This window comes from Arsukibacterium sp., from assembly GCF_036735525.1.
Classification (GTDB): domain Bacteria; phylum Pseudomonadota; class Gammaproteobacteria; order Enterobacterales; family Alteromonadaceae; genus Alishewanella.
Genome location: NZ_DAINOE010000051.1, coordinates 1 through 24,126 on the forward strand (window position 1 = coordinate 1; position 24,126 = coordinate 24,126).

Annotated in this window: 22 protein-coding genes and 3 tRNA genes; 14 read left to right on the forward strand and 11 right to left on the reverse strand. The window is 46.4% G+C overall.

Annotated elements, in window-relative coordinates; genetic code table 11:
• The 3 genes from V7D78_RS11005 to V7D78_RS11015 all read left to right on the forward strand — a co-directional run.
• Positions 1–1,629: BatD family protein (locus V7D78_RS11005; RefSeq protein ID WP_333608504.1), on the forward strand; the 1,629-nt coding region annotated here is incomplete at its 5' end.
• Positions 1,630–1,738: 109 nt separating this feature from the next.
• Positions 1,739–3,214, forward strand: a complete 1,476-nt coding sequence (putP, locus tag V7D78_RS11010) for a sodium/proline symporter PutP (protein ID WP_333608505.1) — start codon at positions 1,739–1,741, stop codon at positions 3,212–3,214.
• A 99-nt stretch (positions 3,215–3,313) separates the two neighbouring features.
• Positions 3,314–4,534 (forward strand): EAL and HDOD domain-containing protein, encoded by a 1,221-nt coding sequence (locus V7D78_RS11015; RefSeq protein WP_333608506.1) that lies wholly within the window; start codon positions 3,314–3,316, stop codon positions 4,532–4,534.
• Positions 4,535–4,550: 16 nt separating this feature from the next.
• On the opposite strand, the gene V7D78_RS11020 is transcribed toward V7D78_RS11015, so the two are convergent.
• Positions 4,551–4,862 carry a ComEA family DNA-binding protein gene (locus tag V7D78_RS11020; RefSeq protein WP_333608507.1) on the reverse strand — a complete coding sequence of 104 codons (312 nt, stop codon included), beginning with the start codon at positions 4,860–4,862 and terminating at the stop codon, positions 4,551–4,553.
• 182 nt (positions 4,863–5,044) lie between these two features.
• Here V7D78_RS11020 and V7D78_RS11025 point away from each other — a divergent pair, with 182 nt between their 5' ends.
• From V7D78_RS11025 to V7D78_RS11040, 4 genes are read left to right on the forward strand one after another with little or no spacing between them, the layout of a single operon-like run.
• A complete protein-coding gene (locus V7D78_RS11025) occupies positions 5,045–5,611 on the forward strand; it encodes a glycine zipper 2TM domain-containing protein (RefSeq protein WP_333608508.1) in 567 nt (188 codons plus the stop codon).
• 39 nt (positions 5,612–5,650) lie between these two features.
• A complete protein-coding gene (locus V7D78_RS11030; protein ID WP_333608509.1) occupies positions 5,651–5,911 on the forward strand; it encodes a PepSY domain-containing protein in 261 nt (86 codons plus the stop codon).
• A complete protein-coding gene (locus V7D78_RS11035; RefSeq protein ID WP_333608510.1) occupies positions 5,911–6,588 on the forward strand; it encodes a response regulator transcription factor in 678 nt (225 codons plus the stop codon). The genes V7D78_RS11030 and V7D78_RS11035 overlap by 1 nt, the downstream gene beginning before the upstream one ends.
• Before the next feature lie 2 nt (positions 6,589–6,590).
• Entirely contained in the window at positions 6,591–7,904 is a 1,314-nt protein-coding gene (locus V7D78_RS11040) for an ATP-binding protein (RefSeq protein ID WP_333608511.1), read from the forward strand.
• Here the strand turns inward: V7D78_RS11040 and V7D78_RS11045 are convergent.
• Positions 7,876–8,955, reverse strand: coding sequence for an AI-2E family transporter (locus tag V7D78_RS11045; RefSeq protein ID WP_333608512.1), 1,080 nt, complete (start codon positions 8,953–8,955; stop codon positions 7,876–7,878). The two genes, V7D78_RS11040 and V7D78_RS11045, sit on opposite strands and share 29 nt — an antisense overlap.
• Before the next feature lie 75 nt (positions 8,956–9,030).
• On the opposite strand from V7D78_RS11045, the gene folX reads away from it, so the two are divergent.
• Positions 9,031–9,393 (forward strand): dihydroneopterin triphosphate 2'-epimerase, encoded by a 363-nt coding sequence (folX, locus tag V7D78_RS11050; protein WP_333608513.1) that lies wholly within the window; start codon positions 9,031–9,033, stop codon positions 9,391–9,393.
• Positions 9,394–9,458: 65 nt separating this feature from the next.
• Complete coding sequence (locus V7D78_RS11055; protein ID WP_333608514.1) at positions 9,459–10,349, forward strand: TIGR01777 family oxidoreductase; 891 nt, start codon at positions 9,459–9,461, stop codon at positions 10,347–10,349.
• A 16-nt stretch (positions 10,350–10,365) separates the two neighbouring features.
• Here V7D78_RS11055 and V7D78_RS11060 read toward each other — a convergent pair whose 3' ends face one another.
• Both V7D78_RS11060 and V7D78_RS11065 read right to left on the reverse strand, forming a co-directional pair.
• Entirely contained in the window at positions 10,366–12,852 is a 2,487-nt protein-coding gene (locus V7D78_RS11060; protein WP_333608515.1) for an ABC transporter permease, read from the reverse strand.
• On the reverse strand, positions 12,842–13,546 hold the full coding sequence (locus V7D78_RS11065) for an ABC transporter ATP-binding protein (RefSeq protein ID WP_333608516.1): 705 nt from the start codon (positions 13,544–13,546) through the stop codon (positions 12,842–12,844). Before V7D78_RS11065 ends, V7D78_RS11060 begins: the two co-directional genes overlap by 11 nt.
• Between V7D78_RS11065 and V7D78_RS11070 the strand changes: the two genes are divergently transcribed.
• Positions 13,545–14,153: an arylesterase gene (locus V7D78_RS11070; RefSeq protein WP_333608517.1), complete on the forward strand. Its 609-nt coding sequence runs from the start codon at positions 13,545–13,547 to the stop codon at positions 14,151–14,153. The genes V7D78_RS11065 and V7D78_RS11070 overlap by 2 nt on opposite strands.
• Positions 14,154–14,299: 146 nt before the next feature.
• Here the strand turns inward: V7D78_RS11070 and V7D78_RS11075 are convergent.
• The 3 genes from V7D78_RS11075 to V7D78_RS11085 form a co-directional block, all read right to left on the reverse strand.
• A tRNA-Glu gene (locus V7D78_RS11075) sits at positions 14,300–14,375 on the reverse strand.
• Positions 14,376–14,407: 32 nt separating this feature from the next.
• A tRNA-Glu gene (locus V7D78_RS11080) sits at positions 14,408–14,483 on the reverse strand.
• A 13-nt stretch (positions 14,484–14,496) separates the two neighbouring features.
• A tRNA-Ala gene (locus V7D78_RS11085) sits at positions 14,497–14,572 on the reverse strand.
• A gap of 318 nt (positions 14,573–14,890) precedes the next feature.
• Here V7D78_RS11085 and V7D78_RS11090 point away from each other — a divergent pair.
• Entirely contained in the window at positions 14,891–15,883 is a 993-nt protein-coding gene (locus V7D78_RS11090; RefSeq protein WP_333608518.1) for an XrtA/PEP-CTERM system-associated ATPase, read from the forward strand.
• A gap of 36 nt (positions 15,884–15,919) precedes the next feature.
• On the opposite strand, the gene V7D78_RS11095 is transcribed toward V7D78_RS11090, so the two are convergent.
• Genes V7D78_RS11095 through V7D78_RS11110 form a run of 4 tightly spaced genes read right to left on the reverse strand, consistent with a single transcriptional unit; the run spans position 15,920 to position 20,876 of the window.
• Positions 15,920–17,551: a TIGR03016 family PEP-CTERM system-associated outer membrane protein gene (locus V7D78_RS11095; protein ID WP_333608519.1), complete on the reverse strand. Its 1,632-nt coding sequence runs from the start codon at positions 17,549–17,551 to the stop codon at positions 15,920–15,922.
• Positions 17,526–18,593, reverse strand: a complete 1,068-nt coding sequence (locus tag V7D78_RS11100; protein ID WP_333608520.1) for an XrtA-associated tyrosine autokinase — start codon at positions 18,591–18,593, stop codon at positions 17,526–17,528. Before V7D78_RS11100 ends, V7D78_RS11095 begins: the two co-directional genes overlap by 26 nt.
• Positions 18,590–20,185, reverse strand: coding sequence for an XrtA system polysaccharide chain length determinant (locus V7D78_RS11105; protein ID WP_333608521.1), 1,596 nt, complete (start codon positions 20,183–20,185; stop codon positions 18,590–18,592). Before V7D78_RS11105 ends, V7D78_RS11100 begins: the two co-directional genes overlap by 4 nt.
• Positions 20,186–20,240: 55 nt before the next feature.
• A complete protein-coding gene (locus V7D78_RS11110; protein WP_333608522.1) occupies positions 20,241–20,876 on the reverse strand; it encodes an XrtA/PEP-CTERM system exopolysaccharide export protein in 636 nt (211 codons plus the stop codon).
• Between the two features lie 198 nt (positions 20,877–21,074).
• On the opposite strand from V7D78_RS11110, the gene V7D78_RS11115 reads away from it, so the two are divergent.
• From V7D78_RS11115 to V7D78_RS11125, 3 genes are all read left to right on the forward strand, one after another.
• Positions 21,075–22,484: a TIGR03013 family XrtA/PEP-CTERM system glycosyltransferase gene (locus V7D78_RS11115; protein WP_333608523.1), complete on the forward strand. Its 1,410-nt coding sequence runs from the start codon at positions 21,075–21,077 to the stop codon at positions 22,482–22,484.
• A gap of 5 nt (positions 22,485–22,489) precedes the next feature.
• The gene (locus V7D78_RS11120; protein ID WP_333608524.1) at positions 22,490–23,341 is read left to right on the forward strand and encodes an XrtA system polysaccharide deacetylase; all 852 of its coding nucleotides are present in this window, start codon (positions 22,490–22,492) and stop codon (positions 23,339–23,341) included.
• A gap of 8 nt (positions 23,342–23,349) precedes the next feature.
• On the forward strand, positions 23,350–24,126 hold a 777-nt coding region (locus V7D78_RS11125), incomplete at its 3' end, for a FemAB family XrtA/PEP-CTERM system-associated protein (protein ID WP_333608525.1).

The window sequence follows — 24,126 nt, forward strand, 5'->3', positions numbered from 1 at the left end:
AGTTTAGTGATCGCCATGCCCGCTAAGGCACTAAGTCAGCTACAAAGCCAGGTAGATAAAAACCCTGCCATGTTTGGTGAAGCCATCACGCTGGAAGTGACAGCAGATGCCCGCTTAGCCGCAGATGCGCTGCACTTTCGGATGCTGGATGCAGACTTTATGGTGATGGCCCCTGCCGTCAGCCAAAGCAGCCGTATTATTAATGGACAAGCAAGCCACAGTACCACCTGGACAGTCGTGCTGATGCCAAGACAAAGCGGACGTTTTACTCTGCCCGCGTTTAGCATTAATAACATCAGCACAGCGCCCATTGAGTTAGAGGTGCTGCCGGCCAGCAGTAAGCCGGCAGAACGGCAACAGCTGTTTTTAAAGGCAACCATCAGCAGTAGCACCGATATCTATGTACAACAGCTGATTTATTACGATGTGACTATTTACTACAGTGGCGATTTACAACGCGGCAATTTAACTGAGCCACAATTGGAAGGCGCAGATATTCAACGTGTGGGCCAAGATACTGAAGGCAACGAACTGATCGATGGCGTGCGCTACCGCACTTTTAACCGCCGTTACAGTATCACGCCACAGCGTAGTGGTGATTTTACCATCACTCCGCCGGTATTCAGTGGCGAGATTATTGAACGGGACAGCGGCCGCTATAACCCTTTTGCCCGCAGCACTACGGTAATGCAGCAAGCGCAACCGCTTAACATTAAGGTGCTGCCACAACCCGATAACTTTAGCGGAAGCTGGCTGGTTGCCGGTTTAGTCACCTTAACCGAAGAGTGGCAACCACAGACCGATACTATTACCGCAGGCGAGCCGATAACCCGTATTATCACCCTATCAGCCGTTGATATTAGCGCCAACCAATTGCCTGAACTGGAGCAACGTTTCCCTGCAGGCGTTAGATTATATCAGGAAACACCACAAACGAAGGCAGCTGAGCGAAGTAATCGTCAGGTTGCCCAGAAAATCTATACTACAGCCTTAATTGCCGAGCAGGCCGGCGAGTTAGTACTGCCTGAAATACAACTTCCCTGGTGGAACAGTCAAACCCAGCAAGTAAACTATGCCACCCTGCCCGGCAGAACCCTGACAGTGACCGCGTCAACATCACAAAGTGCAACCTCTGCGGCTGGAACCAGCGCGGTATTTACTGCACCTCAGCCAGCCACAGGCAATGCTTGGCAATGGAGTCATACCAGCAGCCTGCTGCTGGCATTATGGCTGCTCACCTTGCTGCTATGGGCCTGGCAAGCAAAAAGACGCCCGGCTATCACAAACCCTACTGCAGTTAATCACAGTGCCGCTGTGCCAAGCTTAAGTAAGCAATTCGCCAGACAGCTGCAACAAGCTTGTGATAACAACGATAAGCAGCAGGCTAAACAGCTATTATTAGCCTGGGGGCAGAAGCAGTTTGGCTTGCCAGTACCGTCGTTAGAGGCCTTAACACTACAGTTGCAGACTCCGGCGTTACAACATGAGATTCATCTGCTCAATGCGGCGCTATATGCAACCACGGCTAACCCCTGGCAAGGGGCTAACTTGTACCATCAATGGAAACAATGGCAGGCACCACAACAAAAATCTGAACGCGAAGTGCTGCCTCCACTTTACCCGGGTTAAGTGCTATCCGGGTTTGGCTCATCTTTTAGAATAAGGCATTTACAGCAAAGCACTGGTCATGGCCCGGTGCTCTTGTTAGCATAGCTTGACAATAAAAAGGAGCTTAGCTGTGGAAACTGCAACGATTTTTTCATTAGCCATTTATTTTTTGGCGATGATTGGCATAGGGTTATATGCCTACAAAAACACTGATAATGACGTATCCGGTTATATGCTCGGTGGCCGTAAACTCAGCCCTGGCGTAACAGCGCTGTCTGCCGGTGCTTCTGATATGAGTGGCTGGATGTTGATGGGCTTGCCAGGCGCGATGTATATCAGTGGCCTCAGTAGTGCCTGGATAGCCGTGGGCTTAGTAATTGGCGCTTATTTAAATTACCGCATTGTCGCGCCTCGTTTGCGGCTATATACCGAACTGGCTCATGATGCCATTACCATTCCTGATTACTTTGAAAAACGTTTTGAAGACCACAGTAGAACACTGCGCCTGGTATCATCATTGGTCATTATTGTCTTTTTTACGCTATACACCAGCTCAGGCGTGGTAGCCGGCGGCAAACTGTTTGAAAGCTCCTTCAATGTCGACTACGAATGGGGCTTATACCTTACTGCCGGGGTCGTGGTCATTTATACATTGATCGGCGGCTTTATGGCGGTCAGTATGACTGACTATGTGCAAGGCTGTATTATGTTTATCTCACTGGTATTGGTTCCTGTGGTTGCAGTACACCATCTGGGCGGCGTCAGCGAGGTCACGGAAACAGTGCGTACTATTAATCCGCAACTGCTCAGTTGGTTTGGTGCCAGCTCAGCCTTAGCGATTATTTCAGCCTTGTCCTGGGGGCTGGGGTATTTTGGCCAGCCGCATATTATTGTCCGCTTTATGGCCATTCGCTCAGTTCAAGATATTAAAACAGCACGACGCATTGGCATGAGCTGGATGCTGGTGACAGTTTTAGGGGCTATTGTTACTGGTTTTGTCGGTATTGCCTATGTGGCTAAAACGCAAATGACGCTCAGAGATCCAGAAACTATTTTTATTGTATTTTCACAGTTTTTGTTTCATCCGCTTATCGCTGGTTTCCTGCTGGCCGCTATTCTAGCGGCCATTATGAGTACTATTTCGTCGCAATTACTGGTGACGTCCAGCTCCTTAACCGAAGATTTTTATAAAACCTTCGTTAACCGCTCAGCCTCACAAAAAGAGCTGGTGGTGATTGGGCGCTTATCAGTACTCGCTGTTGCTATTGTCGCTATTATCCTCGCTTATGACAGAGACAGCTCAGTCCTGCAGCTGGTCAGCAATGCCTGGGCTGGTTTTGGTGCCGCCTTTGGTCCCTTAGTGATACTAAGCCTGTACTGGCAGAGAATGACCTTCGCCGGTGCCCTGGCAGGTATCATTAGTGGTGCCGCAACGGTACTTATCTGGATCAATCTGGGGCTAAGCGGCATGCTGTATGAAATCGTTCCAGGAGTCATTATCAGCACCCTGGCGATCATCATTGTCAGCCGTTTATCTAAACAACCTGCAACTTCTGTTACCCAGTTATTTGAAGAAATGCAACAACAACTTAAACGGCTGACTTAACAGCAGCATGATTCCTGCCGGGGTCTGGAAAAAATACTATCCAGCCCCGGTTAAAGTTTGCTAAATTATCTCTACCCTTCGTAGCGAGAATTCTGCTTTATGTATTTTTATGCGGCGCGCCAACCTATTCTTGACCGTAATAAAAACCTGTATGCTTACGAGTTGTTATTCAGAGACGGCATTAATAATGTTTTTCCCGAAATAGATGGTGATGAAGCTACCTCCCGAATTATCGAGGGTAGCCAGTTTAGTTATGGTTTAGATGACTTTTTAGGCGACAAACCGGGTTTTATAAACTTTACCCTGGATACCCTGCTGAAAAAGTATCCCAGCATGTTACCCAAAGAACAGATCGTAGTTGAAATTCTGGAAACGGTGCAACCCGGAAAGCGCCTGTTATCAGAATGTCAGCAACTGAAAGAGCAAGGTTACACCATAGCACTGGATGATTATATTCATCAGAATGTCTGGCGACACTTTTACCCTTATATCGATATTATAAAAATTGATTTACGAACCACCACATCTGAAACGATCAACCTGGTTAAAGAGGCCATTGCAGACTTTCCACACATAAAACTGCTGGCTGAGAAAGTTGAAACCTTTGCCGAGTTTCAGCAGGCAATGGACATGGGCTTTAGTTATTTCCAGGGCTTTTTCTTTTCTTTGCCGGAAATGATGCAGGCTAAAGCGCTGTCGCCAGCGCAAATGACCTTAGCCGAATTGCTCTACGAAACGTCCAAAACCGAAATGGACCTGCAAAAAATAACGCAGGTATTCGAACGGGATGTCAGCTTATCTTATAAGTTACTGCGTTATAGTAACTCAGCCATTTTTAAACGGCGGGCTGAAATAGAAACCATAAAGCAAGCGTTAGTGGTGCTTGGCCAGGTTGAACTGAAAAAATTCCTGTCATTACTGTTCACCGCCCAGATCAGCAGCGATAAACCTGCTGAGCTGATGCGCATGTCTATGACACGAGCCCGCTTTTCTGAAGGCCTGGCCCAACTGCACGGTAAAGTGGATTCTGGAAAAGCCTTTTTAACCGGCATGATGTCATTAATGGATGCAATTCTAGATGAACCCATTGCCAGCGTAATGCAAAAACTCCCATTAGCCAAAGAAATCAAAGAAGCTTTAGTCGAGCAGACCGGTATCCTGGCAGATTTTATGAGTTTGATTAAATGCTACGAGTCTGCTGACTGGGCAAAATCGGCTACCGCCATTGCACAACTAGGCTTAGCAGTGGATAAAGTTCCGGATGCTTACCATACTGCAGTGCAATGGGCTAACGAACAAATGAAAGCCCTGGGGGATTAACCCCAGGGCAGTTGGATTAATCAAAACTGACGTACTGCGCAACTCTGGCAGCCAGTTTTTCACCTATGCCTTTCACTTCTGTTAGCTGGGCCTCACTGCGAATAGGCCCTTTTTCATTAATGTAATCCACTACAGCCTGTGCCTTAGCACGACCTAAGCCAGGTACTGCTATTAATTGTTCAACACTGGCCTGATTCAATTTTAATTTATTACTGCTTTGCACAACAGCCGCGTCCTTCGTTAACTGCTGCTCCGGTTTAGCGGCAACGGTAGCATTTAAACCCAAGGTTAAGGCTGCCATCAATACAGCCAGGGCTAGATTTTTCATAACGATCTCCTTTTGTTATTTAATTGTTGACTATATAATCAACAATAATAATATTTAGCTCATAAATTGCACATTTCAAGTATATTTTCACATTTATTTTGTTTTTTGTTTACCTTTGTATTCAGCATCAATTAAGCCTTACTGCACTAGGCTTATCAGCAAGACTTGGTATGAGGTGAATTATGAAAACACAGCTGCTATTTATCAGTGCGTTTATGACCGGGCTGAGCTTTACTACCAATGCTCAGCACTCTGCTGTCCGATATCATACTGGCCCACATCAACCATATCAGCAGCAGATAGCCCATCGTCACGCTGCTCAACATTATGAATATGGCCGGGTGACCCAGGTAACGCCGGTATACCGTACTATTGCTGAGTACCATCCACAGCGGGTATGTACAGTTCACCCTGTAAGCCATCGCAGTCACTCTGCGACGCCAGTGGTGATGGGGGCTATTATTGGTGGTGCCTTAGGCCATGCGGTAGGTAACAATAACAGTAATAAAAAAGTGGGGATGGCGGCTGGCGCCATTTTGGGAGGAAGTATCGCTAATGATATGCGCCATTCAACGCAAGGCTATTATGAAGATTGCCGCATAGTTAATAGTTCGGTACAGTATCGTCAGGTGCTCGACGGTTATCAGGTTAGCTACCGTTATCGTGGCCAAACCTATCACACCTTCACTGAGCAGCATCCTGGTAACAGGATCGCCCTTAAAGTGACAACAGCAGTGGTAAGACGCTAAGTTGTTGATATTGACAACCAAGCCTATTAAATGGAGTCTATGATGTTGCGGATAACCTTATTGCTATTGTTGTTAGTCCTCTGGCAATCGCCAGTGATGGCAAATAATCAGCAACACCATCAAAAAACCATCAGTAAAGAGCAAGCGACGCAACTAGCTCAGCAAAGCTACCCGGGTAAAATATTGAAAGTTCAGGCAGACCGCCATGTCTTCCGTATCAGGGTTTTACAGGCCGATGGCCGCATAATAAATGTGACAGTAGATGGCCGAACCGGCCGAGTACAAAGGGATGATAGATAATGCGTATTTTGGTCGTTGAAGATGAAAACTTGCTGGCTGAGCAAATTAAATCTGGTTTACTGCAACAACAATTCAGTGTGGATTTAGCCCATGATGGTGCTGACGGCTGGTTTAAACTATCTGAGTATCCTTATGATTTAGCAATCATTGATTTAGGATTGCCAAAACTTGATGGCTTAAGTGTTATTCGTAAGGCACGGGCTCAGGATTTAAAAACACCTATTATTATTCTTACGGCACGTGGTAGCTGGCAGGAAAAAGTTGAAGGTTTAGATGCGGGTGCCGATGATTACCTGACCAAACCTTTTCATGTTGAAGAGTTACTGGCACGTTGTAATGCATTAATCCGCCGTGCAGCCGGCCAACCGGATCCAACGCTCAGCGCTGGTCCGGTATCGCTAAATAGTCGCACTCAGCAAGTCTGGGTCAACGAGCAGGAAGTTAGCCTGACGGCCTACGAATATAAAGTGCTAGAGTACTTTATGATGAACCCCAATAAAGTGATTTCTAAAACAGAGTTAACTGAGCATATTTACGATCAGGATTTTGATTTAGACAGTAATGTTATTGAAGTTTTTGTGCTGCGTCTGCGCAAAAAACTAGACCCGGAAGGCGATATCAAGCCGATTGAAACGCTGCGTGGCCGTGGTTACCGCTTTACTATGACAGTCAGTTAACTATGGCGCTTTCGCTAAAACTACGTCAAGGACTGGTCAGTTTCTTTTTACTACTACTGCTACTGCCCAGCTCTTTTGTCGCTATTGAACAAGCTTTTTACACTCAGCTATTAACCAATGCCGAACAAAAACTAGAAGTACATTTGTATGCTATTTTGTCAGAATTAAGCATGCGCGAAGATAAAATTGAGCTGACTAATAATGCATTGGCTCCAGATTTTTACCGACCCGATTCTGGGATCAGTGCTTATATCAATGATGAACAACGCTTGCTTTGGCAATCTGATTCTTCTCTAAACCAACAGTTCGAACTGCCGAATGTCGAACTGATACCCGGTCAGCACTTATTCCATCTAGTTTCACAACAGCAAAACTTCTGGGTGTTAAGCATCGCACTTTTATTTGATGCCGGTGAGCAAACCTTCCCATTGACTATCCATATTGTTCAGGCTGAACAGATGTTGCTACTGCCTCATCAAAGTTTTAAGCGTACGTTATTGCAGTGGTTTATTGGCATTGGCATTGGCTTACTGGCACTGAGTCTGCTGGCTTACTATTGGACTACCGCCCCGCTAACCCGGCTTGATCAGGAAATTCGTAAGCTAGAACAGGGAAAGCAAGAACAGCTAAACCTGAGCTACCCCTCGGAATTAAAAGTAATAAAAGAAGATTTAAACCTATTACTGGCGAATCAGAACCGTCAAAAACAACGTTATCGCAATCACTTAAGTGATTTAGCTCATGCACTTAAAACGCCGATAGCAGTGCTCAACACCTCTGCTTTGAGTCAGCAACCTGAGTTAAAAGAACAGTTAGATCGTATCACCGCCATGATTGAACATCAGTTAAAACGAGCCAGTAGCTCAGGCCAGGATATCTGGAAAAAAGAACTACCGGTCAGGCCTTTGCTTGATAAACTCACTGGAGCCCTGCATAAAATTTATCGTGATAAAGCTTGTCCAATAAGCATCGACTGCCCTGAACATATTCAATTCAGGGGCGATGAAACAGATTTAATGGAAATACTGGGTAATTTGCTGGATAACGCCTGTAAAGCCTGTCAACACCAGGTGAAATTAACCGTTACCGACAAACCTTTTTGTCTGATCGTCGAGGATGACGGCCCAGGTATCGCAGAGCATAAAAGGCAGCAACTGTTTAACCGTGGCACCCGGCTGGACACATATAAAGAAGGCCATGGCGTAGGTTTATCTATCGTGGCTGAGTTAGTCTCATCATACTCAGCCACTATTACTATCAGCGATAGTCCGCTGGGCGGAGCCCGCTTTACTCTGCAGTTTCCTCTGGAGCAGTAAGCTCAGCGACAGTGCTAACCGGATGATTTTGCTCCGAATCGAGCAATACAGCCAGCCATCGGCCACTTGAACTGCTCTCCAGCGCAATTTTTACAATCATGGTCAATGGCACACTTAATAACATACCCACAGTACCCAGTAACCAGCCCCAGAAAATCAATGATAAAAAGACCACTAATGTAGATAAGCCCAAGCCCCGCCCCATAAATCGGGGCTCAATAATGTTACCAATCAGCATGTTTACGGCCAGAAAACCGGTGGCGGTAAATAACGCCAGCATTAAACCACCATCAATAAAAGCCATTAATATGGCGGGCACCGCAGCGATAATAGAACCTATATTGGGAATGTAATTCAGTAAAAATGTTAATACCGCCCATAACAAGGGGTATTTAACATCCAGCAACCATAAAATCACCCCGATAATAGCGCCCGTGAGCAAGCTCATTACCGTTTTAATTGCCAGATAGCGGTTAACTGATCGCACAAAACGGTCGAGCTGCAGCATTTTTTGATCGGCATCCTCAAGTGCCAGATGGATTTTATGCGGCAAACTCTGTGCTTCGAGCAACATAAAAACCACCACCAATAAAATTAAAAAGGTATTGGTGAGCATGTTACCAAGGCTGGACAAGGTAGTAACAGCCAGGCTCATAGCGGCACTGGGATCAAACTGAGTCAGTAATTCCCGCGGTTCAATCATAAAACCGTATTGAGCAAACTTGTTCAGAATGATCAGCAGCTCACTGTTGATCCTTTGTTGGTATTGCGGCAAAAATTGCGATAAATCGGCTAACGACTGCCCTACCACATTAGCAATGGATACCCCGATCAGAATTATCAACAAAATTATTGATAAGATTGCCAGCATTTTCGGAAAACGCAGCCGTTGCAGTAATCTGACCAACGGGTGACAGATGATGGCAATAAATACCGATAATGCCAATGGCACTACTATGCTGGCAGCTGCCTTAATACCTGCCAGAATAACGACTACAGCGGCACAAGATAACAGTACCCTGCTGGCATGATGTTCAAAGTTAACGGTCATATTGCTCCTTGCAATCTCTGATCGGTACGGGCTTAATGGCCGTATTGTGTCAAAATATTAAGAGGATATACAGTAATGGAACTCAATCCAGCAGTAATAAAAATAAAAAATTTACGTTTGCGTACCTTTATAGGTATTAATGAAGATGAAATTAAAAATAAACAAGACGTCATTATTAACGCCCGCATTCAATACAGCGCTAATGACGCTGCTAATTCAGATGACATGGATAAAGCACTGAACTACCGCACCATTACCAAACAAATTATTGCACTGGTCGAAATGAACCGTTTTGCACTATTAGAGAAACTGACCGCTGATGTGCTCAATATCGCCAGTGCACATCCCGCCGTGCGCTATGCTGAAGTAGAAGTGGATAAACCTCATGCATTACGTTTTGCTGATTCAGTGTCATTAACACTGTCGATAACTAAATAAGCCAGGCAGTTTCAGCAATTCTGTTAGCTATACTGTCCAACAATTGTTTTAGCAAAAGGCTATATATGAACATTCTAATCACTGGTGGTACCGGCTTAATTGGAAAGGCTTTGCAGCAACAATGGGCACCTCAGCATCAGCTAATCATTTTAAGCCGTCAAGCTAAGCAACTACAGTTGGCTGACCGTCAGGTACGTTATATCAGCGAATTACAACAGGCTGATTTTAATAAGATTGATGCGGTGGTCAATTTAGCGGGTGAGCCCATTGCCGATAAACGCTGGACAGCGTCGCAAAAAGAAAAAATATGTCATAGCCGCTGGCAGATTACTGAGCAACTGGTTGAAGCTATAGCCGCGGCGGACACCCCGCCGCATACATTGATTAGCGGCTCAGCTATCGGCTTTTATGGCCGCCAGGCTGATCAGGAAATTACTGAGGACTATCAAGCGTTTTATCCTGAGTTCAGCCATGACATTTGTGCAAGATGGGAAAACCTGGCACAGCGCGCAGCAAGCGACAAAACCCGGGTTTGTTTACTCAGAACCGGCATCGTCTTAGCCGAAAACGGTGGCGCACTAAAAAAAATGCTATTACCGTTTAAATTAGGCTTGGGTGGTCCTATAGGCAATGGTGTGCAATATATGTCCTGGGTACATTTACAAGATATGATCAGGTTAATTGATTTCTTGCTACAGCGACCAGAACTGAAGGGCCCATTCAATGCTGTTGCCCCTAAGGCTGTCACTAATAAGGTTTTTACTCAGTATTTGGCTGCCAGATTGCATCGGCCGGCGCTGCTGCCTATGCCGTCATTTATGGTAAAGCTGCTGTTTGGAGAGATGTCTGATATTTTGCTTTATGGCCAACGGGTAGTGCCAAAGCGGCTGTTGGCTGCCGGCTTTAGCTTTACCTACCCGCAGCTGCCAAGTGCTCTGGCAGCATTAAAATTATAACCCTTGTTCAGTAAGGTTAATTCTGCAACACCCGTCTTATTAACGTGGCGCCGGGTAACTGTAATAACCGGCGCAGCTGCCACCAACCTAATAAACTGACCACCAACACACCAATGACCGGGCCTAACCACCACAGTGCATAATGGAAGCTAAAGGGTAAATTAAATACCCTTTGTTGCAGGCTGAGCAGTAATAACTCTGCCAGCACTGTGGCAAACACTCCGGCCATCAGGCCCAGCAATGCAAACTCCAGCAATAACGCATTACGTAAAAAAGCATAACGCGCGCCCAGGGTTCGCAAAATGGCTAATTCAGTTTGCCGTTGCTCCAATGTCGCCTGAACTTGTGCAATTAAGACTAAGGCAGCTGACAGACCTATTAATATCAGAATGTAACTCAATGCCACTGTTACCTGGGCAATGATATCGTTAACCTGAGCAATAATCTGATCAACACTCAATACGGTAATGGTCGGGAAGCGCCGGGCCAACTGATTAAGTACCGCTTCCTGTTCCGCAGGCAGATAAAAAGCGCTGATGTAAGTAGCTGGAAAGCCAGCCAATAAATCCGGACTTAAAATCATATAGAAGTTGGGTTGCAGACTATTCCAGTCCACTTCGCGGATGCTGCTGACAGTGGCATCAAGTTGTTGTCCTCCGACCGAGAACGTCAATTTGTCACCAAGTGACAACGCCAATCGCTCAGCCAGTTCTTGCTCAACCGACACCTCAGCCTGTAACTGGGCATCAAACCATTGCCCTGCTACGATGTTATTATTTGGCGGTAAAGCCGTTAGCCAGGTGAGATTAAGTTCTCGTCCTACCCCAACCCGCTGCTCCGAGCGATCATCCTTGGTTGCCTCATCTGCCAAATGTTCATTATTAATATTGATTAAACGACCGCGAACAACCGGATAAAAGCTATCAAGCGCCAATTGTTGATCCGCAGCAAATTGCTGCAGCGCTGGTTTTTGCTCTGCACTGATATTAACCAAAAATTGGTTGGGTGAGCCCTCAGGCACTTGATCCCGCCACTGTCCGATAAGCTCTGCCCGCAAAAAATACAACAATAGTGTTAAAAAAATCGCCAGACTAAAGGTGATTAACTGAAAGCTGTTAGGCCACAAGCGACGCCGCAGATTTGCCAGAGCCAGGCGACTGGCCGTGCTTTGCCCTGCCGCCAGCGGCTTACCCAGTTTGACCAGTAAGGCCGCAGCGCCCATCAGTAAACCAGCAAACAACGCGCACACCACAAACAGCACTAAACTAATGACAAACTCGCCACTAAATAACCACATCAACGCCCATATAGTCAAGGCACCGGAAACGGCTTGCAATACATCTATCCGGCCTTCAACCGCGGGTTGCTTCAATACTTCTATCGCCGGGGTTGCTGCCAGACGCCATAATGGCCGCGCCACAAAGAACACGCCACAAATAACACTGGTCAACACCCCCAAACCATAAGGACGCCAGCTAAAATTAGCCTGGTAATCATCAATAAATAACCCTATACCATATTGGCTGGCCTGAATGGTTAAGGCGCCCACCAGCACACCGAGCATTAAACTGGCCAAAAGTACCAGCAGCAGATGGCTGCCATAGACCAAACGCGTCATCGCCACAGAAGCTCCCAGCGCCTTGATTACCGCTACAGCCTGGGTATGTCGTTGCCGGTAACGGCTGGCCGCTACCGCGGCGGCACAGGCGGCCAAAATAATACCCAGTAAGCCTGAGAGTAATAAAAACTGCTCTGCTCTGTCTAAGGCACTGCCTACAGCTGATTCGCGGTCAAAGCTTTGCCAACGCAGTTGTGGCGTCAGCATGGGTTCAATAGCTTGCTCAAAGCTGCTTAAAGCAGCGGGTGTACCGGCAAATAAATAGCGGTAATCCAAACGGCTTCCTGGTTGGATCACCCCGGTCGCCGCCACATCATCCAAATGCATGATCACTCTGGGCGAGCCACCAAACACATTTAGCGGAGCGTCAGGCTCATTGACAATAATGCCACCAACTTCAAATTGCATTTCACCTAATTCGATCATGCTACCGACAGTAACATCCAATAAACCAAACAAGCGTTGTTCCAGAAAAACCTGCCCGGCTTTCAACTGAACAGCTTCGCCTTCCGTTCGCAGTGCTGAACGCTGCAACAGCAAGGTTCCACGCAATGGATAAGATTCACTCACTGCCTTAACGGTGACTAACTGCATTTGCTGTTGGCCAAACAACATAGAATTAAACTGAATTTGCCTGGCTTGTTGCAGCTGTTGTTGCTCAGCTAATGCTATAATAGCCTGATCAAAGGCCTGCCCTGATCGTAATACTCTGTCAGCCGCTATAAATTGGGCGCTACGCTGCGCAAGAGCATCGCGCACCCCTTCCGTAATGCCGCTTAAACTCACTACAGCCGTTACCGACAAAAACAATGCAAAGCCAATTACCCACAACTCGCCACGTTTTAATTCCTGCCAGAACAACCGCCAGGCAATGTTAGCCCACATGGCTGGCCTCCTGCTGCTCAGTCAAGCGACCCGCTGTCATATTAAAATGTCGCTGACAACGCGCTGCCAACTCAGCATTATGCGTCACTAAAACCAGGGTGGTACCTTGCTGCTGATTAAGCTCAAACAGCAAATCTTCAATGCGCCGCCCGGTTACAGTATCAAGATTGGCTGAGGGTTCATCAGCAAATAACACCGCAGGTTTGGTAATAAAGGCACGGGCAATAGCCACACGTTGCTGCTCACCGCCGGATAACTGACTGGGGTAAAATCCAGCCCGATCTGCCAGGCCTACTTGCTCCAGTAGCACCTTGCCTCTGGCGCTGGCCTGACGATCACCGGCTAATTCAGCAGGTAAGGTAATATTTTCCAGTGCCGTTAAACTGGGTAACAGTAAAAACGATTGGAATACAAAACCAACCTGACGGGCCCTGACAGCAGCGCGCTCATCTTCGGATAAGGTATGCAGTGCCTGGCCTGCCAACTGAATTGCACCGCTACTGGGAACATCCAGACCGGCTAACAAGCTCAGCAGGGTCGATTTGCCCGAACCGGACGCGCCAACTATGGCAACAGTCTCGCCCTGATTGATTGTCAGATTAATATCATGCAGGATAGTCAGTGAGCCTGAAGGTAAGGCCACGGTTTTAGATAGCGCTTCTGCTTTAATATGAATGTCAGGTGTTTTATTCATGCGTATTTTCTTATTTTTACTATTAAGCGGTTTTAGCAGCCTAACGTTTGCTCAAAAAATGCTGATCCTGGGCGACAGCCTCAGCGCGGCTTATGGTATGCAACAACAACAAGGTTGGGTGCATTTATTACAACAGCAACTCGATACCAGCGAACAACCCTGGCAATTAATTAACGCCAGTATCAGTGGCGAAACCACGGGTGGCGGTTTAGCACGACTGCCGGCATTACTGCAACGTTATCAACCTGATGCGGTGTTGATAGAACTAGGTGGTAACGACGGTCTGCGCGGCTTCGATGTTGCGACAATTCAAAATAACCTGAGTCAGATCATTCAATTAGTCAAGCAGCATAACGCCAGCGCTATTCTAATGCAAATACGTATACCGCCGAACTATGGACCACGCTATACCAAACAATTCAGTGAACTTTTCCCGGCGATAGCAGAGCAACATCAGATTACCTTATGGCCATTTTTTATGGATGATATTGCGATAGAACCCGGTTTAATGTTGCCGGATGGCATACACCCGAATCAACAGGCACAGCCGATAATCAAGCAGTTTATGCTGGAGTTGTTTGAGGGTTTAGCGGTGAGTGGAGAGTGAGTAGTGTTGAGTGTTGAGTGTTGAGTGATGGCGTCCCCTAGGGGATTCGAACCCCTGTTACCGCCGTGCCAATGGTTTAGCGCGGTGTCTCGGCACCGCCCTCACGGCGGAGAAGCAAAGCGTTAATTTCGAGATTTTGGAAGTGATGGCGTCCCCTAGGGGATTCGAACCCCTGTTACCGCCGTGAAAGGGCGGTGTCCTAGGCCTCTAGACGAAGGGGACGCTGTAACTGCAATTAAAGTGTGACGATTTAATGGCGTCCCCTAGGGGATTCGAACCCCTGTTACCGCCGTGAAAGGGCGGTGTCCTAGGCCTCTAGACGAAGGGGACGCACTGAAAATCTTGGTGGAGCTAAGCGGGATCGAACCGCTGACCTCTTGCATGCCATGCAAGCGCTCTCCCAGCTGAGCTATAGCCCCACACATTTGTACCCAGTGATTTCGTCGTAACGTTATCGCTGAACACGGGGCGCATTCTAGGGTGACACCAGAAAAGTGTCAACAGTTTTTTCAGGCAATATATTCGTTCGGCCATTTTTTATCCGTCATGTTGATATAATCAACATTTCAGTGGCCAAGCCGCTGGTTTTTTAAACATTTTAGCCAGTTACAGCCCGAAAGATGCGGTGCGCATGATGACAGCGCAAAGGTTTTGTTTAATGATAAACAGTCGCTGCTGTTGTAACTATTCAGTTAAACTGGCAAAGTAAAACCCTACAACCGTAAAAGGATATACAGATGTACGAATCGTACTATGGGATCAAGGAACGTCCGTTTCAGCTTACTCCTAACCCAAATTGGTTTTACGCCAGCAAACTGCATAAACGGGCGCTTGCTTACTTACAATACGGTCTTAGTCAGGGAGAAGGTTTTATTGTTATCACCGGCGATGTTGGCACCGGCAAAACCACTATCGCCAACCAGTTATTAAACCAACTGAATCAGGATGAAATTGTCGCAAAACAAATTGTCACATCCAAACTGGATCCAGATGATTTAATCCGCATGATTGCATCCAGTTTTAACCTGGTAGTGACAGAGCACAATAAAGCCACTTACCTCGAAGCCATATATAGCTATCTCAAGCGCTTACACGCGCAACACAGACGCGCCCTGCTGTTGGTAGATGAAGCACAAAACCTGCCATTAGAGTCGATTGAAGAGCTCAGAATGCTCTCCAATTTCCAATTGAATGGCAAACCCTTACTACAAAGCTTTTTACTGGGCCAAAACGAGTTAAATGCGATAATTCAGGCGCCAAATATGGAACAATTCCGCCAGCGCATTATTGCCTCCTCTAACCTAACGCCGTTGCAAACCGAAGACACCCGTGCCTATATTCTGTTTCGATTGCAGCAAGCCGGAGCACAGCCAAATTTACTAAGCGATGACTGCTTTGACGCTATTCAACACTTTAGTCGCGGCATTCCGCGTAAAATTAATTTATTAATGGACCGGGTATTACTGTTTGGGTATATGGAAAACTTGCAGCAGCTTAGCAGCGCAGCCATAAATGAAGTGATTACCGAAATATCTCAGGAAGTGGCTAATCTGCCGCCGGCGACCTCAGCATTAGCAGCGACAACCACAACAGAGCTGTCACAGAGCAACCAGCAGCAGCTTGCTGCACAAATAGATCAGGCGCTGGCCCAAAAAATCCGACTGGCGAAAGAGCTGGATCAATTATTACAGCGTCAACAACAACTGCTTAATAGCCGGGAGCAAGACTGACTCTGCTTATATCAACAAGACTAGCCCGGGCTTAAGCTAAAAACGATGGTAAAAACTCAACCAGACCCGGTTTTCACTACCATCAAACTCACTAAGGCTGGAGTTACGCTCCAGCCGTCGTACATTTAGCGACATAGTGGATTGTTCTGATAACTTTCGCTCCAGACCGACTTCAGCTGACAAATTATCATCCTGGCGATCGTCATTGTCGTAATCCAGTTCAGAGTAACGTACCTGACTAGTCAGGCTCAATTTATCAGACAAGCCCCACTTTGCGCGCAGGCTGGCGCTATTTATTCTTGAAACATCATCGCGCTCTACGTATTCATTTTTCGTGACTGCCAGCTGCATGTTTATCGACAGCCGTCTTTTACTATAACCTAATGCAAATTGCCCGCTACGTCTTAATACCAGCTCATCACGAATATCACTGTTGATATCAAATATCCTTTGATAAGACTCGCCAAACATAGGGATATAATTAGGGTTAGCCGGACGATAACACTGACTAAAATCCGTGTTATTGGTTGGGCAAACAAAAATACCCAGTTCTTCCAGTTCTTGCTCCAGTACAGATAAAACCCGGATAGAATCATCAGCACTGAGCCGCATGGTTAAATGCCGCATATTATATTGCCCTGACAGCGATGCTGTTCTGCCAAAGTAACGACGATCTACAGAACCGGAAAGAGAACTACGCCGCGACGGTGCAAAGGTAAAATCGCCGGCAAAATAAGTGTCTGAATCTTTCTCAATGATACGATCGTTGGTTCCACGGTTAACTGAAACACTAATCCTGGAGGCCATACCAAGATGCAGCTCAAGCCCTGCGCCAACAGATGAAAAATCATTAAAATAACTATTGTTGTTGTCGACAAATTCATAACTGCCGCGCCCGACAATTGATAAGCGGCTAAACAACGGCAAGCCAAGTAAGACGCTGCCATTACGACTGGTATAGTCTTGCGAATCCTCCCGCTTAGTGTTGCTATAAGCCGCATTCAAACGCCAAAATGCCTGACCACGTCGTTGGCCACTGCCTAAGGATAAATCGGCAAGGTAATTCTCATTGCTAAAACCACCGAACGCCGTACCATCATCGCTATCATTTTCTGACTCATCAGCTTTATTCTGGTTATAAGCCAAATTTAACCTGGCCTGTGTACCACTTACCGGGCTGGTTTGCAGATTTAAAAAGGTACCATGGCTTGCTACCTTACTTAAGTTACCTGACCCGGTAATTTTATCGGAGAAAATACCGTTTTGGGTATTTCGAACCCTGTACCCCTGATTTGCGGTAATACCCCAATTGACCCTGCGCTGAAAGGCAGAAATCAGGTTTGAAAAATCAAATTCGTTATAATGTTGATTGTCACGCTTAGAATCACCATACAACAGGGTTTCATGTTGCCAGCGCAACCCGGTCTGCATATTTTTGGAACGCCGATCAAAACTCAGTGCCGGCGCCAGTTCCCACGCCAAACCATCGTCAGTACCGTTAGTCTCAGCCGTGCGTACCTGATACGCATTGACACTACTGCGAATCGACGGCGTCAACCGTGTTTCAGCGGCAATAACGCTTTGCATAGACCCTGCCAGTGTCAGCAAAATGCAGCTGATTGACAGTGCTAATAGCTTTGGTCTAGCCGGCACCGTAGTAATACCCATAGCCGTAGCCTTTACCTTGATTACGGTGAGCTTTATTGATTAAAAAACCAACAGCCATTTCTTTAGGTAACAAGCTTACCGCTTGCTCTATTTCAGATAGCTTAGAATGGTTTTCTTCAACAACCAGCACTCCCTGACCACACATAGCCGCCATTACCGCGGTTTCATTAACACCCAATAAGGGTGGTGCATCAAAAATAACGATACGGTCAGAATATCGTGAAGCAAATTCATTGGCTAGCTGCAACATCCGCTCACTGGCCAGCAGCTCAGTAGACAAGTGGTGTGGTGAGCCTGCAGTCACAATTTTCAGTCGATCGACATTGGTACTCAGTATAATGTCGGATGCTTTAATAGTGGAAGATAACAAGTAATCTGTTAAACCAATATCATGATGAATATTCAGTGTTTTAGACACATTAGGTCGTAGTACATCTGAATCGACCAGCAGTACAGTTTTATCCTGTTCCAGCGCAATACTCAGTGCCAGATTAATAGCAGAAAAGGTTTTTCCTTCCCCTGGTCTGGAGCTACTGACTAAAATCAAATTAGCATGATGCAGGCTGGAGCTGAGCGCACCGAAGGCATTATTAATTAACTTGCGTTTAATCACCCGGTACTCTTCATTAATCAAGCGCCTGTCACTGGTCAGTGATACAAAATGTTGGCGTTCCAGCTGTGCGAGATCCAGATTGATTAACGTATTGTTGCTTTGCGCCCACCCCGACCGGCTTGCTGTGTTATAGCTAGTATCAGCCTTAATGCTCGTTGCAGCTGGTGTAACACCTACTGCATCAAAAATTGGTATTTCTGATTCATCCGCAAGCACTGACTCTGGCGCCACTGGCAATTTTTCTGTTGCTTCATCGCCTGTATTTGCCACAGTGACAGCCGCATGCTGTTTATTGACCGCTTGTTCAATGGTACTGAACTGCTCAACATCGGTTGCTTTAGCCTGCTGCCCTGTGGTTTCCGGCCCGCTATTATTGCTGCTTTGAACCAGGTCTTTCTGACGTGTAATGGCTTTTTCTATTGTGCTCATCGGATCACCCTCAATAACAACTCTGCAGAGCGCCCAAATAACACTTCATTACTGAGCAAGGCCACATAACATAGCAACAGCCCACCACTTAGCATGGTGAAATATAAAAAGTGCAATCTGACCTGGCGTAAAATTTTACTTTTATCGGTATGCGAGACCACGCCAAACACCGGTAAATTGCTGATACTTTGCAATTGTGATGCCCGTGATAACACCGGCGAAATCAGGCTGCGTAAAAACGCCATGCCGATCCCCGCACCAACGCCTAACACTAACACCAAGGTGTAAAACAACCCACGATTAGGCCCTGATGGTGTTAGCGGTACCCTTGGCGGCTCAATGATATTAAATTGCACATCTTGCTCGGAGGCATCAGCCCGGCGGGAAAGTTCAGCTTGTTCGCGCCGGTTTAGCAAGGCTTCATATTTTGATTTAGTCACATCATAGTCGCGGTTTAGGGCGGTAAATTCAGCTTCTATTTCCGGGATTAAATTCAGTTTACTTTCTAAGTCATTCACTCTGGCTTCAAAAGCCTGCACCCTAACACGGGTCGATGCCACTTCAGTTTCTAGTCTGGCAACACTTATCCGCAATTCCTGATATACCGTATTCTGATTAAAGCCACTGCCCTGCCCAGGTCGATCAACAGACATTTGCGCCAACACCTGAAGTTCTTCTTCACGCTGCTGCTCAAGGCGTTCTAATAAGCGTTTGGTTTCCATTACATCAGGATGATTTTCAGTAAAACGAATCAATAAGCTATCCATTTGCCCTTGTAAAGCACGGATCCGCTCATCAAATTGCGTTGCCACACCGCCACTACTTCCGGCAAAAGGCATAATACCAAATACCGGTTCTTCACCCGCTAATTGCGAACGTGCAGAAGCCAAGCGGGTTTCCAGCTCTTTCAGTTCTAGCCGGGCACTATCTAAGCGCTGTACTTCACTTGACATCTGGCTGTAATAGTCACGCTCAGAACCCGGCAGTACATTTAAGCGGTTCTTTTTAAAATCGGATAACCGCACTTCAGCTTGCATTAAACGTCGCTCGTAATCAGCAATTTCACTATTTAAAAAGCGCTCTGCAGCAATAGATTCTGCCCGGCTGGTGCCAATGCGGCTTTCAACGAAAGTGTTCAGTGTTTCCTGCACGACCTTCAATGCGGTTTGCGGCTGCGGATTACTGTAAGCAATAACAAAGATGTTTTCACGGCCGGTACCAGAAATCTTTATCTGTTTTTGTAAGGAATCAATCAGCGCTTCAAATTGTTTTTCATCCCTGGCCTGAATATCTAAATCGGTAGCCCTGGCAATTTTCTCCAGATTAGGACGGCTAAGTAAAGTCCGGGCCATCATCTTAATTTCGTCTTCAGAATTGGTCTGAATGGCTAAACCACGAAGTAAAGGCTCCAGAAAAGTGCGGGTTTCAACATACAAGCGGGAGCTGGCTTCAAATGTTGGTGGTAGTTGGTATACATAGGCCCAACCAACCGGACAAATCAGCCAGGCGGTAATAATGATATAACGTCGTCTTAGCCATATGCCCTGCAAATAGGTATAGGCCAACTCAAGTAACTGCTGAATTTCTTTCACGCTTCCTCCCTGAATAACATCCTGCCGACAACACCGGCGCTACAGCAACCGCGGCCTAGAACCAGGCTTCCGGAATAATAATAATATCACCGGGTAAAATATCGACGTTCGCAGCGATATTTCCCTCACGGATCAGATCATCCAGTTTGATCCGGTATGTGCGTTGCCCACCATAAACCGAACGCACCAATTTTGCATTGTTACCTGCCGCATATTCCGTCAGGCCACCAACAGCGATCATCAGATCCAACAGCGTCATATATTCACGATAAGCGATAGCCTGAGGACTCACTGCCTCGCCAATCACTCTGACCTGTTCACTGTATGGCCCCACAAAATTGGTTACCGATACCGTCACAACAGGGTCCCGGATGAATTTGCCGAGTATCTGTTCGATATCACGCGCCAACTGGGTAGGTGTTTTACCGCTGACTTCAACATCCTCAACCAGCGATGTCGAAATTTTACCGTCCGGCCGTACAATAAAGCTGCCAGACAATTCAGGGTTACGCCAGACAAAAATTGTCAGGGTGTCATTTGGGCCAATTAAGTATTGGTAATTATCAACCGAAGTGGTCATGGAACTATGTACTGTGGCACGTGGCAGATAGGGCGTACGGGCGCACGCTGCTAAAAGAGTAACCGTTACCAGTGCCAAAACCAGCACTTTCAGTAGTCGATTTGCAATCATAAAACGCATCCTTTTGTTTGCTGCCCCATCAATATACCCAAAAATTTACGCTTGTGCTGCAAATTTTGAAAATTAAATTTTTGCTTTGTTCTAGAAATCGACGATAAATTAGGCTAGATTTATGTCCGGAAACAGCGCAAACTCGCTGTCCACTGCTTCAATGCAGCCTAAGCACAACAGACGTACAAGGATGTCGTTATGAGTCACACCCGCCGCAATGGAAAAAGCGCGCTTGCAGATAAGTTATTTCTCTTAGGTGAAGTGAGCCTGCTGTTGATATCTGGTTGGCTGGCATTTGTTCTTTACGCACAATGGTTTACCGCCGTTCCGTTAAATCTTCAGCTGATCAACATAGCGCTTTTTACCTGTGGCGTTATGCTGTGCGCCCTTTCTGTTGGTTTGTATGATCAAAAGCTTAGAGAATGCCACAAAGGCATCCTCAAACGCGTGGTGATCACCTTACTGATGAATGCTTTTTTGCTGGAAGTCTTAATCTTTAACCTGTTTAGCTCAATTCATGTTAGTGCCTTATTTGTATTAATGGCATCTGTGTTAGCAACACTCTTCATTTCAGCCTTTCGCGCGCTGTTTCATTACAGTGACATCACCTTAACCAGCCGGCGTCGGGTGTTGGTATTGGGCGCCGGTGAACGCGCAGCCATTATTGAGCGACGGATGCGCCGTAATGTTGATAAACGCAATTTCGAAATTGTGGGTTTTGCCAAAATTGAAGGCGACAAAGATAGCTGTATCCCTGAATCTAAATACCTGCATTTTGATTACAAAAAAGATTTATTTCAGTTCGCCTCTAAGCATGGTATTGATGAGTTGGTGATCGCCTGTGATGAACGCCGCAATATGTTGCCGGCAGAAGATTTATTTAAATGCAAAAGTCGCGGCATTGAAGTCATTGAAATACTTGATTTTATAGAAAAAGAAACCGGTCAAATCGCGGTTAACCTCATCTATCCCAGCTGGGTTATCTATGCCAATGGTTTGAAATCCAGCCAGACCTTTAAAACCAATCTTGACTATCGCCTGAATGCGTTACTGGCATTGATATTACTGGCAATCACCTGGCCCATCATGTTGTTAACGGCACTACTGATTTATCTGGAAGATGGTCGCAGAACCCGCGCCTCGGTGTTTTATAAACAAATACGGGTCGGTTTTGATGGCAAGCCTTTTCATATTCTGAAATTTCGTAGTATGCGTCCTGATGCCGAAAAAAATGGTGCACGCTGGGCAGCAGCAGATGACGACAGAGTCACCCGCGTCGGTAAAGTCATCCGCAAGTACCGGATTGATGAATTACCGCAGCTACTGAATATTTTATCCGGTGATATGGGTTTTGTCGGGCCCCGCCCGGAACGGCCAGAGTTTGTGCACCAGTTGGTCAAAGATATCCCTTATTACGATCAGCGTCATAATGTCAAACCTGGCCTGACAGGCTGGGCGCAATTAAAATATCCTTACGGTGCCACCGCTGAAGATGCAATGGAAAAGCTTAAGTTTGATCTCTACTACATCAAACATCGCAGCTTACTACTGGATTTAATGATCTTGGTTCGCACTGTTGAAATAGTGTTGTTTGGAAAAGGACGCTAAGCGCAATGACAAAAAGCAGTATTGTCAGCAACGCCTTAACCGTAGACGTCGAAGACTATTTTCAAGTGGCCGCTTTCGATAAACAAATCATGCCAGCAAATTGGGATAGCATGCCTGTGCGGGTGCAGCACAACACCATGCGTTTGCTTGATTTGTTTGATCAACATCAGGCTAAAGCGACCTTTTTTATGCTCGGCTGGGTGGCTGAGCGCTACCCTCAATTAGTACAGGAAATTCAACGCCGCGGTCACGAGTTGGCCAGTCATGGATACGCCCATGCTAAAGCCACAGAGCAAACACCAGAGCAGTTTTTTCAGGACGTACACCGCGCTAAATTATTGCTTGAAGACATCAGTGGTCAAGCGGTAACAGGATACAGAGCACCAAGTTTTTCTATTGGTAAGCAAAATGAATGGGCCTTTACTGAGCTAAAGCGCGCAGGTTACCAATACAGCTCCAGCACTTACCCTATCAAGCATGATTTGTATGGTACGCCAGACTGGCCACAGCAGCCATATCTGCGTGCGGAAGGGATCTGGGAGTGTCCCATGCCAGTGTTGTCGTTAATGGGCAGACAATGGCCTATTGCCGGCGGCGGCTATTTTCGCTTGCTGCCCTATTGGCTGAGTAAAAAGCTGATCCAACGTTATCAATTACAAGATCAATCACCCTATATGTTTTATTTTCATCCATGGGAAATTGACCCTGAGCAACCCAGAATTGCCGGTGCCCCACTGAAATCAAATTTCAGACACTATGTTAACCTGAAAAAAATGGAAGCTAAGTTGTGCCTGATGCTACAGGATTTTAACTGGCAAACACTGAGTAAGGTGTATCAGCCACTTTTTCAACGCTAGGGATTAGCATGTACCAGATCGTGACATTAGCGCCGGGAGATCAGCGCAGTAAAGCATGGGATGAGTTTGTTCATCAGGATGAACACGGCAGCTTTTTTCATTTATCCAATTGGCAACACATCTTAACAGAGCTGGGGCACCAGTGTTATTACCTCTATGCCACCTCTGGTAATGATATAGTCGGCGTGTTGCCACTGGCCAGAGTGCGCAGCCGTTTATTTGGCGACGCCTTAATCTCCACGCCCTTTTGTGTCTATGGCGGTGCCTTGGGAGCTGAGCCGGTAAAGCGTTATCTGGAGCAACAAGCGATAGCGTTAGCCAGACAACTCAAGGTGGATCACCTGGAACTGCGTTATCAATATCCGCAGCAGAATGATTTAGAAACGCGCAGCCAGCATGCTTTTTTTAGCTGTCCGCTGGCGGAGGATGCCGACGCTATCCTGGCGGGCATCAAGAAAAAGCAACGGGCGGTCATTCGCCAGAGTATGACCCAGCAGTTAAATTTTACCCTGGATAAGCAATCTGAAGATTTTTTTCAAACCTATTCGGAGAGTGTCCGAAACCTGGGTACTCCGGTATTTTCTAAGCGTTATTTTTCCAACTTACTGTATTACTTTCCGCATCACACAGACATTTTAACCGTGCGCAAAAATGGCAAAGCCGTATCCAGCGTGCTGAGTTTTTATTATAAAGGTCAGGTGATTCCCTATTACGGCGGCGGTGTTCAGGCTGCCCGGGAGTTAAAAAGTAACGATTTTATGTATTACCAGCTGATGTGCCACGCC

Bases quoted from the DNA above. Each gene is read 5' to 3' on its own strand.
- V7D78_RS11065 (WP_333608516.1), bottom strand. From the start codon at position 13,546: ATGAATAAAACACCTGACATTCATATTAAAGCAGAAGCGCTATCTAAA.
- V7D78_RS11020 (WP_333608507.1), bottom strand. From the start codon at position 4,862: ATGAAAAATCTAGCCCTGGCTGTATTGATGGCAGCCTTAACCTTGGGT.
- folX (WP_333608513.1), top strand. From the start codon at position 9,031: ATGGAACTCAATCCAGCAGTAATAAAAATAAAAAATTTACGTTTGCGT.
- V7D78_RS11060 (WP_333608515.1), bottom strand. From the start codon at position 12,852: ATGTGGGCTAACATTGCCTGGCGGTTGTTCTGGCAGGAATTAAAACGT.
- V7D78_RS11025 (WP_333608508.1), top strand. From the start codon at position 5,045: ATGAAAACACAGCTGCTATTTATCAGTGCGTTTATGACCGGGCTGAGC.
- V7D78_RS11110 (WP_333608522.1), bottom strand. From the start codon at position 20,876: ATGATTGCAAATCGACTACTGAAAGTGCTGGTTTTGGCACTGGTAACG.
- V7D78_RS11120 (WP_333608524.1), top strand. From the start codon at position 22,490: ATGACAAAAAGCAGTATTGTCAGCAACGCCTTAACCGTAGACGTCGAA.
- V7D78_RS11040 (WP_333608511.1), top strand. From the start codon at position 6,591: ATGGCGCTTTCGCTAAAACTACGTCAAGGACTGGTCAGTTTCTTTTTA.
- V7D78_RS11030 (WP_333608509.1), top strand. From the start codon at position 5,651: ATGATGTTGCGGATAACCTTATTGCTATTGTTGTTAGTCCTCTGGCAA.
- V7D78_RS11035 (WP_333608510.1), top strand. From the start codon at position 5,911: ATGCGTATTTTGGTCGTTGAAGATGAAAACTTGCTGGCTGAGCAAATT.
- V7D78_RS11095 (WP_333608519.1), bottom strand. From the start codon at position 17,551: ATGGGTATTACTACGGTGCCGGCTAGACCAAAGCTATTAGCACTGTCA.
- V7D78_RS11090 (WP_333608518.1), top strand. From the start codon at position 14,891: ATGTACGAATCGTACTATGGGATCAAGGAACGTCCGTTTCAGCTTACT.
- V7D78_RS11015 (WP_333608506.1), top strand. From the start codon at position 3,314: ATGTATTTTTATGCGGCGCGCCAACCTATTCTTGACCGTAATAAAAAC.
- V7D78_RS11070 (WP_333608517.1), top strand. From the start codon at position 13,545: ATGCGTATTTTCTTATTTTTACTATTAAGCGGTTTTAGCAGCCTAACG.
- V7D78_RS11045 (WP_333608512.1), bottom strand. From the start codon at position 8,955: ATGACCGTTAACTTTGAACATCATGCCAGCAGGGTACTGTTATCTTGT.
- V7D78_RS11055 (WP_333608514.1), top strand. From the start codon at position 9,459: ATGAACATTCTAATCACTGGTGGTACCGGCTTAATTGGAAAGGCTTTG.
- V7D78_RS11100 (WP_333608520.1), bottom strand. From the start codon at position 18,593: ATGAGCACAATAGAAAAAGCCATTACACGTCAGAAAGACCTGGTTCAA.
- V7D78_RS11115 (WP_333608523.1), top strand. From the start codon at position 21,075: ATGAGTCACACCCGCCGCAATGGAAAAAGCGCGCTTGCAGATAAGTTA.